Source organism: Paenibacillus sp. DCT19 (assembly GCF_003268635.1).
In the GTDB taxonomy this organism is placed as follows: domain Bacteria; phylum Bacillota; class Bacilli; order Paenibacillales; family Paenibacillaceae; genus Paenibacillus.
On the sequence record NZ_CP029639.1, the window covers coordinates 2,537,016 to 2,550,363 of the forward strand.

At 45.1% G+C, this 13,348-nt stretch carries 10 protein-coding genes and 1 pseudogene; all 11 read left to right on the plus strand.

Annotated features, from left to right (window positions below; genetic code table 11):
* Window positions 1–487 precede the first annotated feature (487 nt).
* The 11 genes and pseudogenes from DMB88_RS11415 (at window position 488) to DMB88_RS11465 (ending at window position 13,318) form a co-directional block, all read left to right on the plus strand.
* The gene (locus tag DMB88_RS11415; protein ID WP_056700691.1) at window positions 488–2,167 is read left to right on the plus strand and encodes a ribonuclease J; all 1,680 of its coding nucleotides are present in this window, start codon (window positions 488–490) and stop codon (window positions 2,165–2,167) included.
* Between the two features lie 212 nt (window positions 2,168–2,379).
* A complete protein-coding gene (locus tag DMB88_RS11420) occupies window positions 2,380–3,153 on the plus strand; it encodes a ClpP family protease (protein WP_302476288.1) in 774 nt (257 codons plus the stop codon).
* On the plus strand, window positions 3,150–3,368 hold the full coding sequence (locus tag DMB88_RS11425) for a YlzJ-like family protein (RefSeq protein ID WP_128101441.1): 219 nt from the start codon (window positions 3,150–3,152) through the stop codon (window positions 3,366–3,368). Before DMB88_RS11420 ends, DMB88_RS11425 begins: the two co-directional genes overlap by 4 nt.
* Before the next feature lie 102 nt (window positions 3,369–3,470).
* Window positions 3,471–6,196: pseudogene (locus DMB88_RS31730) on the plus strand (DNA translocase FtsK).
* 192 nt (window positions 6,197–6,388) lie between these two features.
* Window positions 6,389–7,216: a spore cortex-lytic enzyme gene (gene sleB / locus DMB88_RS11435; protein ID WP_128101442.1), complete on the plus strand. Its 828-nt coding sequence runs from the start codon at window positions 6,389–6,391 to the stop codon at window positions 7,214–7,216.
* A gap of 188 nt (window positions 7,217–7,404) precedes the next feature.
* Window positions 7,405–8,685, plus strand: coding sequence for an EF-P 5-aminopentanol modification-associated protein YfmF (locus DMB88_RS11440; protein ID WP_128101443.1), 1,281 nt, complete (start codon window positions 7,405–7,407; stop codon window positions 8,683–8,685).
* A 3-nt stretch (window positions 8,686–8,688) separates the two neighbouring features.
* The gene (locus tag DMB88_RS11445) at window positions 8,689–9,969 is read left to right on the plus strand and encodes an EF-P 5-aminopentanol modification-associated protein YfmH (protein ID WP_128101444.1); all 1,281 of its coding nucleotides are present in this window, start codon (window positions 8,689–8,691) and stop codon (window positions 9,967–9,969) included.
* A gap of 1 nt (window position 9,970) precedes the next feature.
* Window positions 9,971–10,744 (plus strand): elongation factor P 5-aminopentanone reductase, encoded by a 774-nt coding sequence (gene fabG, locus DMB88_RS11450; protein ID WP_128101445.1) that lies wholly within the window; start codon window positions 9,971–9,973, stop codon window positions 10,742–10,744.
* Window positions 10,745–10,880: 136 nt separating this feature from the next.
* The gene (locus tag DMB88_RS11455; protein WP_128101446.1) at window positions 10,881–11,126 is read left to right on the plus strand and encodes a DUF3243 domain-containing protein; all 246 of its coding nucleotides are present in this window, start codon (window positions 10,881–10,883) and stop codon (window positions 11,124–11,126) included.
* Window positions 11,127–11,324: 198 nt separating this feature from the next.
* Window positions 11,325–12,092 (plus strand): DUF3388 domain-containing protein, encoded by a 768-nt coding sequence (locus DMB88_RS11460; protein WP_056700702.1) that lies wholly within the window; start codon window positions 11,325–11,327, stop codon window positions 12,090–12,092.
* A gap of 194 nt (window positions 12,093–12,286) precedes the next feature.
* The gene (locus tag DMB88_RS11465; protein WP_128101447.1) at window positions 12,287–13,318 is read left to right on the plus strand and encodes a helix-turn-helix domain-containing protein; all 1,032 of its coding nucleotides are present in this window, start codon (window positions 12,287–12,289) and stop codon (window positions 13,316–13,318) included.
* Window positions 13,319–13,348: the final 30 nt, after the last annotated feature.

Below are 13,348 nucleotides of genomic sequence, written 5' to 3' on the forward strand. Positions count from 1 at the left end.
CGAGTGAGTAATACTTAGGACTATTATTTTATTAATATTTTCCAAAATGTTAAATGGATCAAGAACCGTTCTTCTGCTCAATGAGAAGGCGGTTCTTTTTTTATTCCCCTATTTTAGGCTGATTCACATTCAATGTCAGAGGGAAACCTATGTATAACGACACAGTGACTTGTTTTTTTTGTTTTTAATCATGTATAATGATGTCAAGTGACTGGGTGCGGTATTTTTTTGAAATTGAAAGCGACATCGTTAGGTGATGTGGCTTTGCGGTGAAAAGGGAAGGAACGGCTAAGAAGGAATCATTTCAAAAATCCAACTTGTTGGTGAAGGGGAATAACTTCGAAGAACTTCTTCCAAATATCGTGAATAGAGGCGTTCATTAACATTGATACCTAATATTTAGGTTGAAGATGTGAGGACTGCTTTTCTTAACTTACAATAAATAATAAGGTACGACGTCCAACTACCATAGGAGGTTTAGATTCATTTGTCTAAGAAAAATAATAACGATAAACTGATGATTTTTGCACTGGGCGGCGTAGGTGAAATTGGTAAAAATATGTACGTCATCCAATATGCCAACGACATTGTTGTCGTAGATGCTGGTCTTAAATTCCCTGAAGAAGATATGCTTGGAATCGATATCGTCATTCCTGACATTTCTTATCTGACTGAAAATCGTGACAAAGTAAGAGGCATTATTTTGACTCACGGACATGAGGATCATATCGGCGGCTTGCCATATGTTCTGAAACATCTGAACGTTCCGGTATACGGAACAAAACTTACCCTCGGTCTTGTAGAGAACAAGCTGAAAGAAGCTAATCTGCTGGGTGAAACCAAACGAATTTTGATCGATGCTGATTCCGAGATTCAACTGGGTTCTGTGCTGAAAGCAACATTCTTCGCCACTAACCATAGTATTCCGGATTCTGTAGGTGTATGCGTGGAAACACCAGAAGGTGCTGTTGTTCATACAGGTGACTTCAAATTTGACCACACACCAGTCAACGGTCAATATGCGGATCTCCAACGTATGGCACAGATTGGAACGAATGGCGTACTTGCTCTCTTGTCCGACAGTACAAATGCAGAGAAGCCAGGATTCACCCCTTCGGAGAAAAATGTGGGTATCGTTCTGGAAGATATTTTCCGTAAAGCGAGTCAACGTGTAGTTGTAGCAACCTTCGCTTCGAACGTACACCGGATTCAACAGGTCATCAATGCAGCGGAAGTGACTGGACGTAAAGTTGCAGTTATCGGACGCAGTATGGTGAACGTAGTGGGGATCGCTTCTGAGCTGGGTTATCTTGAAATTCCAGATGGCATGATTATCGAACCGGAAGAAGTAGGCAAAATGGCTGCTGACCGAGTTGTGATTCTCTGCACAGGAAGCCAAGGCGAGCCAATGTCCGCTCTGACTCGGATGGCACGTTCAACGCATCGTAAAGTAGATATTCTGCCAGGTGATACTGTAATCATTGCTGCAACACCGGTTCCTGGTAATGAAAAATATGTAGGACGTACCATTGATGAATTGTTCCGTCTGGGTGCTAACGTGCATTACAGCGGTGCAAACAGTGGCGTTCACGTATCCGGTCATGGTAGTCAGGAAGAATTGAAATTGATGCTCAACCTGATGAAACCAAAATTCTTCTTGCCAATTCACGGTGAATTCCGTATGCAACGCCGACATGCAGTGCTTGCTGAATCGGTAGGCATTGATCCGGATAACATTTTTATCACTGACATCGGTGAAGTGATAGAAATTCAAGGTGGCTCTGCTCGTAGAGCAGGTAAAGTTACTGCAGGTAACGTATTGATCGATGGTCTGGGTGTAGGCGACGTCGGTAATATCGTACTTCGTGACCGCAAATTGTTATCACAGGATGGTATTCTGGTTGTTGTGGTAACGCTCAGCAAACAGGATGGCAAAATTGTATCTGGTCCTGACATTATCTCCCGTGGTTTTGTATACGTTCGGGAATCTGAAGGACTGCTTGATGAAGCGAATCGCATTGTAAGTAGCACATTGCAGAAGCTAATGAGTGAGAACGTAAACGAATGGGCTTCGCTCAAAACAAATGTCAAAGATGCACTGGGACGCTTCTTGTATGAGCAAACTCGTCGTAGACCGATGATTTTGCCAATCATCATGGAAGTTTAAACGTACAAACAAACATATATTCAGGCACACAGTCGCCTCTTCTCTACGAGTAATATTGGACGGTTCCTCGTAGAGAAGGGGCTTTTTTTGTGTTGGGTACATTCTTTTTGCAACGTGATATACCTATTTGAATGTAAAGCGGGTATAAGGAGGCTGGAAAATTCCCCATACTAAGGAATACATCAAATGTACTGGAGAAGGGGAATAGCCTAATGAATAATGAAGTGAATGACAGACAGATGCCTAAAGCGAATCAACCTGAGACAGAGCTACCCGAAACACCTGAAAAAGAGGAAAAGGGCATGGCTCCTGTCACGGAGGCCATCCAGCAATTTGGACAAACACAGTCACCTGCAGGTGAATCCAATATATTTTGCATGACCATTATTGGTCAGGTGGAAGGTCATCTGATTTTGCCTCCACAGAACAAAACGACAAAATATGAACATATTATTCCCCAGTTGGTTGCGGCTGAGCAAAACCCACGTATTGAGGGGATATTGATTATTTTGAATACAGTAGGTGGCGACGTTGAAGCGGGTCTGGCCATCGCCGAAATGATTGCTTCTCTGAGCAAGCCGACGGTTACGGTCGTGATTGGAGGAGGTCACAGTATCGGCGTTCCTATTGCGGTAGCCTCAACTTATTCGTTAATTGCAGGAAGTGCAACGATGACCATTCATCCGATCCGTATGAACGGACTAGTCATTGGAGTGCCTCAGACGTTTGAGTACATGGAGAAGATGCAAGAACGGGTCGTACGTTTCGTCACCACACACTCCAATATTTCAGAAGAAATGTTCAAGGAACTGATGTTTAAGACAGGTGAGCTTAATCGAGATATTGGAACTGCGGTAGGCAGTGCGGATGCTGTTAAATATGGGTTAATGGATGCTGTTGGTGGAATTGGACAAGCCATTGCTCGATTGAATCAATTAATTGGGGACAAAAAACAAACGATGCAGGTAGGAGGTTATACGCAATGACGATGTACACCGTAATGCCTCCTGAACAGCTCTGGTCTGGAATGTGGCAAGAGGCTGAGGATACAAGAGAGGTTAAGGTAAACGGCCTGTTGATGCAGGTTAGGCCTGTCAGTGAGACGGAGGCTGTCATTATTCGGTTGCTTGATTGCCCACTCGAAGCGTATCTGGATGCTTCCAATACACCTGGATCCAGGGTGCCGCTTTCCGGTAACTAGGAATTAACATGACGCGACGAAATAAGACAAATAGAGCAAGAAAAGAACATATGTACGGATTATATTTGTATGGTATAATATTCTTCTGGGGGTGACCTGATTTTGGCCAGAAGAAAAAAGAAGAAGAAAAAGGCTGCTGCGTTTGGTGGCGTTTTAAAATATGAAATTTACGGGATTGTCCTGATTACCCTTGCGGTCATTGCACTGTCGGGTGAGGCAACGGTAGGACGTTCCCTGTCCAAGATGTTTGGACTAATGCTAGGCAAATTTTATTTTATAATTCCACTGATCGGGATTTATTACGGATTAATGGTAATGATTCACCGGAAGTGGCCGAGTGGTTGGACTACGCGCAAGACGGGACTAGTACTTCTAGTGTTCGCGTTAACCTTAATGAGTACAGTCTCCGCGATGCACCAGAAGCTAATTCCCGTTGGGGCACTTGAACCGGGTGCGGTAATTACGCAGGTACATAATGATATGCAGACTGAGTTGCTTCAGCCTGCACCAGGCGAACGAGAATCGATGCTGGGCAAGGATATTAGTGGCGGATACCTTGGCGCAGGTCAGTTTGCTCTTTTCCTATGGTTGTTTGGCAGTTTAGGTGCACGTCTAATTATGATTGTCATGTTTATTATCAGCTTTATGCTGATTACGAATCTTTCCTACGTTGATCTGATTCGCATCTTTAGGACGAAGGTGTGGGACGCAGGCACTACGATGTACAAAAAGTTTGAATCCAGACCTGCAAGAGTTGCTACGGCAGGTAAAAAATCGGGAAACAAACGTAAAGTAGTACCTGTCCCGGCAGATACTTATGAAGATGATGAAGATGACGATCTAGAAGATGCACAGCTTCCTAAACGCAAGACGCCAATATTCCTCCAATTGTTCGGGAAATGGGGGCAGATCGTGAACAGACGGATGCTGAACCGAGCAAGCATCATGAGGGTGTATCTGCTTCAGAACAGGTTTTGTATCGAGCGCCTCAAGAGGATGTAGAAGAAACATGGCGTGAAGCATCCGGCTCTACGACGGAGTCAACACCTACAGCAGCGGGAGCGGTACCATCTAGAGCTAGTTCTGCTCCCATCATCCGTGATTTCTTCGAACATGTTCGTTCAGAGGATACAAGCAAGGATGATGATCTGGATGATGCATATCCATTCCCAGCGGATATCAGTGATCCTGGTATTGAAGGTGATCATGCCATTAAGATCAGGGATGAATCACTTGGTTCTGATGAAGAATGGTCTGTACCTGAGGGAGGTGCTGGGCAGGCTCATGCTGGTGATAACGATCTAGCTGCTGGAGCTGCGGAGAACGACTCTACACCGCTTGATCCCACATCAGGTATTGGAAACGAAGAAGTACAGCCTACTCAGCCACCACCACCGCCACCGAAGCCTTATAAATTACCTTCGTTCCGTCTTCTCTCTAAGCCAAGCAATAACGGCAAGGGTGGGGATCAGAAGGATTATATGCAGACAGCACGTAAGCTGGAGGCAACTTTGGAAAGCTTCGGAGTTCGGGCTAAGGTTCTTGAAGTCGTCCGGGGACCTGCGGTGACGAGGTATGAGATTCAACCTGATATCGGTGTGAAGGTCAGTAGAATTGTGAGTTTGACAGACGATATTGCACTAGCTCTGGCAGCTAAGGACATTCGTATGGAAGCACCGATTCCGGGTAAATCTGCTATTGGTATTGAAGTGCCTAATGGAGAAGTTTCTATGGTGACCATGAGAGAAGTTATGGAGACGGCAACCTTCCAGGATGCTGAATCGAAAGTGACAATTGCTTTTGGACGCGATATCTCTGGTCAGACCATTATAGGTAATTTGGCTCGGATGCCCCATTTGCTTGTTGCTGGTGCTACAGGTTCGGGTAAATCGGTATGTATTAACGGCATTATCACGAGCATTCTGTACAAAGCCAAGCCAGATGAAGTGAAGTTTCTGATGGTCGATCCCAAAATGGTCGAGCTGAACGTATACAACGGTATTCCGCATCTCATGGCTCCTGTTGTAACAGATCCCAAACGGGCGTCGCTTGCTTTGAAAAAAATTGTAGTTGAGATGGAGAAGCGATATGAACTGTTCTCTAAATCGGGTACTCGTAATGTAGAAGGTTATAACAACTTGATGAAGGATAATCCAGCAGCATTTTTACCTTACATCGTCGTTATCGTAGATGAGCTTGCAGACCTTATGATGGTCGCAGCGGGTGATGTAGAAGATGCGATTGCTCGATTGGCTCAGATGGCACGTGCTGCGGGTATTCACTTGATCATCGCAACCCAGCGTCCTTCCGTTGACGTAATTACAGGGGTAATCAAAGCAAACATTCCGTCACGTATTGCCTTCGGCGTGTCTTCTCAAGTCGATTCACGAACAATCCTGGATATGGGTGGTGCGGAGAAGCTGTTAGGACGTGGAGATATGTTGTTCATGCCTATGGGAGCTTCCAAGCCAGTACGGGTACAAGGTGCGTTTATGAGTGACGAGGAAGTTGAGAACATTGTAAATTATGTACGTGGCCAAGGCGAAGCTCAATATGATGAATCGCTCGTGCCTGAGGTGGATGACTCGGTTCAGGCAGCGGACGAAGTACAGGACGAGCTGTATGAACAGGCTGTACAGATTATATTGGAGGCTAAACAGGCCTCGGTATCTCTATTGCAACGCCGAATGCGGGTTGGATATACCCGAGCTGCACGTTTGATTGATTCCATGGAAGCCCGAGGTGTAATCGGCCCTTATGAAGGCAGTAAGCCAAGGGAAGTATTAATTTCACTGGAGCAGTACCAGCAAAATAAAATAAGCTCGTAGCGTTATAGGCTATAACAGGCGATAGACGAAACCCTCAATCGGTATGATTGAGGGTTTTTATATGTTCATTTGTTTGATGCGTTGGCATCTTGTCCAATCCTCGGGAGAATTGGTGCATAGGAAACAGGCAGGCTTGTCATAATAAGCTTAGCGATTCTGTTAATCCCACAAGAGAAAGGTAGAGCACAATCGATGCGAAAAATGAACATATGGCTTTTCACTGCTATTTTGCTGATGTCCGCATTGGGAATTCGTTATTTGCTCCCTCACAATGCTGGAACTGAAAGTACTAGCCCAAGTAAGCCCCAGACTGAAGAGGCGGCTATGCCCACCTTTAGTACCAATGCTGTCAAGTATGGGAGCTATGGTCAGGATGTATATGAGTTACAAGGCAGGTTGAAGTATCTAGGATTCTACAACGGTAAAATTGACAGTAACTTTGGAAGTAGCACGCTAAAATCCGTGAAGTGGTTTCAGTCCGAGTTCGGCATGAAGGCAGATGGAGTCGTTGGCGCTAAGACCAAATTGAAACTGTACAATGCAACGAAGAAATGGTCACCAACCGAGCCTCCTTTGCATAAGCAATCCGCTGGAAATAATCAAGGCAATACGGATTCAGCTAATCAAGAACAGAATGATATGGGTTCAGCCAACACGATGGGACTTTCCGAGAATGAGCTTAAAATTATGGCGAATGCCGTATATGGAGAAGCGCGGGGTGAACCATTTGAAGGACAAGTGGCTGTAGCAGCAGTTATTTTGAATCGCGTGAACTCCCCGAGCTTTCCTAGTACACCGTCAGGGGTTATCTTCCAACCTGGTGCGTTTACCGCGGTAGCGGATGGTCAGATTTATTTGGAGCCTAATGCGCAAGCGCGTAAGGCTGTTGAACAAGCGATGAATGGTTGGGATCCATCGGGTGGATGTCTGTACTATTTTAATCCGAAGACAGCTACATCGAAGTGGATCTGGACTCGCCCTCAGGTGAAAACAATCGGTCAGCACATCTTCTGTATGTGATGATCTTAGAAAGAACGTCCATAATTATGGACGTTTTGAACGATCTCAAGAAGCAACCAGAAGGCGTGTCTTTGGTTGCTTCTTGGCTTTTGAATGGGTTAAAATGGTTGATACGCTTAAGGTTTGCTACACTCAGCATCACAACTCAATCGTGCATGACAAATGACGCCGTAAAGGGGTTTTGACAGTTGAATACATCAGGCTTTGAACGAGGAAGTCGGAAACAATTCCGTATACATGTACTGCCTACGAAACGTTTCAAGACATTCGCGATATCGCTTTACGCCGGGGTTCCTTTACAAGAAGAGACGGTCACAAAGGTCGCTTTAACCCCCTTTGTCCTTCGTAGGGGAACGGAATCATATCCTGAAACAACGCAGTTTCGTGAACAACTGGAGCATTTGTATGGTGCTGGATTTGGGTTTGACGTATATAAACGCGGAGACTATCAGATTGTACAATTTCGAATGGATACCATTAATGACTCATTTGTAGGTGGAGATGAGCAGCTTCTGGATCGTTCTTTTGCTTTTCTAGGGGAAGTGCTCACTCGCCCGGCTCAGGAGAATGGACATTTCAGGTCGTCATATGTACAAGCTGAGCGTGAAACAGTGCGCAAAAAGCTGGAATCCGTCGTGAATGATAAAATGCGTTACGCCGCAGAGCGGAGCATTGAGGAGATGTGTAAACATGAGCCTTACCGCCTGCATCCACTAGGTGAACGTAAAGACCTTTCTACTATTGAACCTCAGGGTCTGACAAATTCATATCAAGCGTGGTTGCAGGATGCAAGTATGGATCTATATGTGGTCGGAGATACAACGCTGGAAGAAGTGGAGAACCTGGTTGAGCGACACTTTAATGTGGAACGAGCAACGTCTGCTGACTATCATGCACAAGAGGCTACTCTAGGAGATAATGAAGTCAACACAGTAGTTGAACGCATGAGCGTCAGTCAAGGTAAACTGAATATGGGACTACGGACATCGATTACGTACAGAGACCCTGAATATGCATCTGCATTGCTGTACAACGGCATTTTGGGCGGATATCCCCATTCAAAATTGTTCGTTAATGTTCGTGAAAAAGAAAGTTTAGCTTATTATGCTTCTTCTCGTTATGACGGTCATAAGGGGATCGCAACTATTCAATCAGGGATTGAAATTCCCAATTACGAGAAGGCTGTGACCATTATTAAACAGCAGTTAGAAGAGATGAGAAGTGGAACGATCACGGATCTGGAAATGTCGCAGACCAAAGCGATGATTCGCAATCTTTTGAAAGAAATGCAGGATTCTGCATACGAGATGATCGCCTATGATTTTAATCGCCAATTGTCTGGAAAGGATCGTACAGTTGAAGAGCTACTGAGCCAGGTGGAGTCCATTAGCAAAGTTGATGTTCAACAAGCAGCAGAGAAGTTCCGTCTGGATACGATTTATTTCTTGCGTGATGAGAAGGAGGAATAACCGGTGGAAAGCATAAGATATGAACATTTGCAGGAAACGCTGTATTACGAAGTCATGGAAAATGGACTGCATGTCTATATACTGCCTAAGCCGGGATTCCAGAAAACGTATGCTACGTTTGCTACGAAATATGGATCGGTCGATAACCATTTCCGGGTTGAGGGACAAGAAGAGGTGAAGGTGCCTGATGGCATTGCACACTTTTTGGAACACAAAATGTTTGAAGAACCGACGGGGGATATCTTCGCCACATTTGCGTCTAATGGTGCTTCGGCGAACGCATTTACGAGCTTCGATCAGACGGTTTATTTGTTTTCTGCCACAGAGCATATTAACGAAAATATACAAACATTAATCAATTTTGTGCAAAATCCTTATTTTACAGATCAAAATGTAGATAAGGAAAAAGGAATTATCGGCCAAGAAATTAATATGTATTCCGATAATCCCGATTGGCGTGTTTACTTTGGCTTGATTGAAGCTATGTATCAAAAACATCCTGTGCATATCGACATTGCAGGTACCGTTGAATCAATAAGCGGAATCACGAAGGAAACGTTATACAACTGTTACCATTCTTTCTACCATCCGAGTAATATGCTTTTGTTCGTCGTCGGTGGAGTAGACCCCGAAGAAGTGATGGAACTAGTTCGTACGAACCAAGCGGAGAAAAACTTTGAGTCCCAGGGACAGATTGAGCGCTTGTTCGACGATGAACCAGAGCAAGTAGGGGAGGCCAGACGAGAAGCTAAGCTTGCTGTATCCTTGCCTAAATGTCTCTTCGGTTTCAAGGAAACAGAGGTTGGATTCACTGGTGAAGAGCTGCTGCGTCGAGACATGACTACCAAATTAATGATGGATCTACTCTTTGGCTCCAGTACGCCACTGTTCCAGAAGCTATATGATGAGGATTTGATCTCGGATAGTTTTGGATTTGAATACAACAGCTCGCCACAGTATGCTTTCTCGGCCATTGGTGGTGACACCAGAGATCCAGATCTGCTGCTCGCTCGAATCCGTCAAGAGGTCGATGCCATCGTGGCAAAGGGGTTTGAGCAATCTGATTTTGAACGGGCTCGCAAAAAGAAAATAGGTGGATATCTGCGGATGCTGAATTCCCCAGAGAACATTGCACATGAGTTTACGCGTCAACAATTCCGTGGAGGGGACTTCTTCAACATGTTACCGATGTATGAATCCCTTACCTTGGAAGAGGTAAATGGCAGATTAAAAGAACATATTCGTTGGGATCAACTAGCGGTATCGCTTGTCGTGAGTCCTTAACATGGAGAGGGGAACAGGACAAATGTTGAAGCCGATTGGAGAAATGACAGTGCTGGTTACTGGTGCGAGTGGAGGTATTGGAGCAGCCATTGCCGAGCGCTTTGCACGTGTAGGTATGAACGTGGTGATTCACTATATGAAATCACATGAAGCAGCCAATGAAGCGGCCAGAAGATGTATGGAGCAAGGCAGTGGTAAGGTAATGACGGTATCTGCAGATCTTCGTAGCCGGGAACAGATTGGACGTATGCGGGAGAAGCTTGAAAGTCATGGGCTAATGCCTGATATTTTGGTTAACAATGCGGGGATATCCCACTATGGAATGCTTGCAGATGTTACGGAAGAAATATGGGATGAAGTGATGGCAATCAATCTGAAAGGTACGTTTATGTGTACGCAGGAATTGATGCCACATATGATCTCGCAACGGTATGGACGAATCATTAACGTGTCATCTATATGGGGATTGTCAGGCGCATCCTGTGAGGTGTTGTATTCCACGACTAAAGGAGGCTTAAACGCCTTTACCAAGGCGTTAGCTAAAGAGCTTGCACCGTCAGGAGTGACTGTAAATGCAGTAGCTCCAGGGGCAGTTCAGACATCGATGTTGGACCATCTAGATCAAAGTGAGTTGAAAATGCTGGAAGAGGAAATTCCTGCTGGCAGACTTGCTCAGCCTGATGAGATTTCATCTCTGGTTTATTTCCTTGCCTTACCTGAGTCTGGATATATTAACGGTCAGATTATTAGTCCTAACGGAGGTTGGCTTACGTAATCTGCTCGGATTAGAGCTCAAGTATTGCTTGGAGGATTTACCCTGTATATAAAATGTTCGGGAAGCACATATTACAACTGTTGATTTTAAATCTCATGCGACAGCTAAGGAGGATTTATCATGTCAACAAAAAACAGTGGTCTCTAACTTTGACACTTGGAAAAAGTTCTTGGGTGATCGCGTACTGCAAGCAGAGAAGATGGGAATGAGTGAAGAAACCATTAACAAACTTGCCTACGAGATCGGTGACTTTCTGGATGAGAAAGTCGACCCCGCGAACCATTCCAACCGGGCATTGAAGGAGTTATGGGATGTCGGCGATGCAGATGAGCGTCGTACGATCGCGTGCCTGATGGTCAAACTGGCCAAACAAAACGCATAAGTTTCACAGATGGAGAGCTCCCGCAAGGGGGCTTTTCTCTAATGATTACAGACTGATTACAGACCTGTTCTTGTAATTCATTTTCATTTTATATATCATTAACGTGACCCATTTTTAGAAGATGACTCAGATTGCTGTCTTAAGGACGCGTTCTGTTGCTGTCGAATAATGTGGAATAATGCATTACGGGGTGTTCAAATGGAATCTAAACAATGGTATATGGAATACAAAATACATAAGAACAGACCCGGCCTGTTGGGGGATATCGCCTCCATGCTGGGGATGCTTGAAGTGAATATATTGACCATCAATGGTGTTGAGGGCAAAACTCGTGGTATGCTTCTTGAATCGGATGATGATGAGAAGATTCGTCTATTAGGCGAGATGCTCGCTAAGGTTAACAGCATTACCGTGTCAGCTTTGCGCCAACCGAAACTAGTTGATATACTGGCTGTTCGTCATGGTCGATACATCGACCGTGATTCGGATGATCGCAAAACATTTCGTTTTACTCGCGATGAACTTGGGTTACTGGTGGACTTTTTGGGTGAAGTATTTAAAAGGGAAGGTAATCAGGTTATCGGGTTACGCGGTATGCCGCGTGTTGGTAAAACGGAATCCATTATTGCGGGTAGTGTGTGTGCGATGAAACGATGGACCTTTGTTTCGTCTACCCTTCTTCGTCAGACTATAAGGAGTCAACTATCCGAGGACGAAATGAATCCAAACAATGTATTTATCATCGATGGCATTGTTAGTACGATTCGTTCGAGCGAACGGCACTATAACTTGTTACAGGATATCATGACGATGCCAAGTACCAAGGTCATTGAGCATCCAGATATTTTTGTACAGGAATCCGAGTATGATTATAATGATTTTGACATTATCATCGAGCTTCGGAACAATCCAGGCGAAGAAATTATTTATGATACGTTTACGGCCAGCTACACCGATGAACTGTAAGGCTGCGTGAAAGATCATGAAATAGATTAGCACCAACTAGAGCATTTTGCACAATCCGAAAGATCAACTATCAAACCAATGGGATCTAGGCGAGACTCCGTTTTTGGTCTAGATCTTGTACCCTTGAGCATGTGGGATCGAATGATGCAAAATGCTGACTACAGAGAAAAAGAAAAACTGAAGGAGGAGATGGCATGTCTGAACTGGGTCAGCAGTTGAGAGAGGCCCGGCTGCAAAAAGGGATGAGTCTTGACGACGTACAGGAAATGACTAAAATTCGCAAAAGATATTTGGAGGCAATAGAAGCAGGGGATTATAAGGTACTTCCCGGTAGCTTTTATGTCCGTGCGTTCATTAAAACCTATGCGGAAACGGTTGGACTGAACCCTGATGAGCTGTTAGAGGGTCACAAAAAGGATGTACCGGCAGAGGAAACTGAGGCGACAATGGAGCCTGTCATTCAGAAGCGTTCCAGTCGTCCGGTTGAACGGAACAATCGTTGGATGTCAGTTGCTCTTATGTGGACATTCCCGTTATTAATCGTTGTATTGCTTTATGCCTTCTGGTCTTCGAACAAGGGTGGGGATGAAACTCCAAGTCTGGATGATACGAAGATTACGGATAGCCAGCAGCAACCAGATGATAAACCGGATCAACCTGCAGATAACGGACAGGCGGCTAATCCGCCATCTACGGAAACAGGTGGGGATGAAGGTAGTGCTGGTGGTAACGGTGGGGGTCAAGAAGATATAGGACAGACAGGTGAACAAACCGATGATTCCGAGGGCCAAACTCCAGGGGATACGGAGGAGGAGCCTACTACTCCACCTACAGGGGTAGCTGTGACTGAAGATGGCAAATCAGGCAATATTACGAACTTCAAAGTAAGTGGAAGTGCAGGACAGCCTGTGACTGTAACGATTAATGCGTCAGGTGAGAGTTGGCTTGAGGTATACAAAGGTGAAAATTCCAGCGGCGAAAAATTGCAATTCGGCATGACTGCTGATGGAAACTCATTTACGTTTAACCTGGATAGCACAGGTCTTTACATTAAATCCGGTCGTGCCTCGGCGACGACGATTGAGGTAGGCGGACAAGTGGTAACAGACGGTAAAGCCACGAATCGGATCCGTTTGCAGCTTGGAGAGGACAGTGCTGCTACGACAACGGATAACGCAGACCCTACATCAACGGACGGAAGCGAAGGCACAGCCACTGGCGAATAACCGAAGTCACTGCGGGGGACACTAACGTGG

Coding starts and splice junctions, on each gene's coding strand:
- DMB88_RS11420 (WP_302476288.1), top strand. CDS start 2,380: ATGAATAATGAAGTGAATGACAGACAGATGCCTAAAGCGAATCAACCT.
- DMB88_RS11425 (WP_128101441.1), top strand. CDS start 3,150: ATGACGATGTACACCGTAATGCCTCCTGAACAGCTCTGGTCTGGAATG.
- sleB (WP_128101442.1), top strand. CDS start 6,389: ATGCGAAAAATGAACATATGGCTTTTCACTGCTATTTTGCTGATGTCC.
- fabG (WP_128101445.1), top strand. CDS start 9,971: ATGGAGAGGGGAACAGGACAAATGTTGAAGCCGATTGGAGAAATGACA.
- DMB88_RS11460 (WP_056700702.1), top strand. CDS start 11,325: ATGGAATCTAAACAATGGTATATGGAATACAAAATACATAAGAACAGA.
- DMB88_RS11465 (WP_128101447.1), top strand. CDS start 12,287: ATGTCTGAACTGGGTCAGCAGTTGAGAGAGGCCCGGCTGCAAAAAGGG.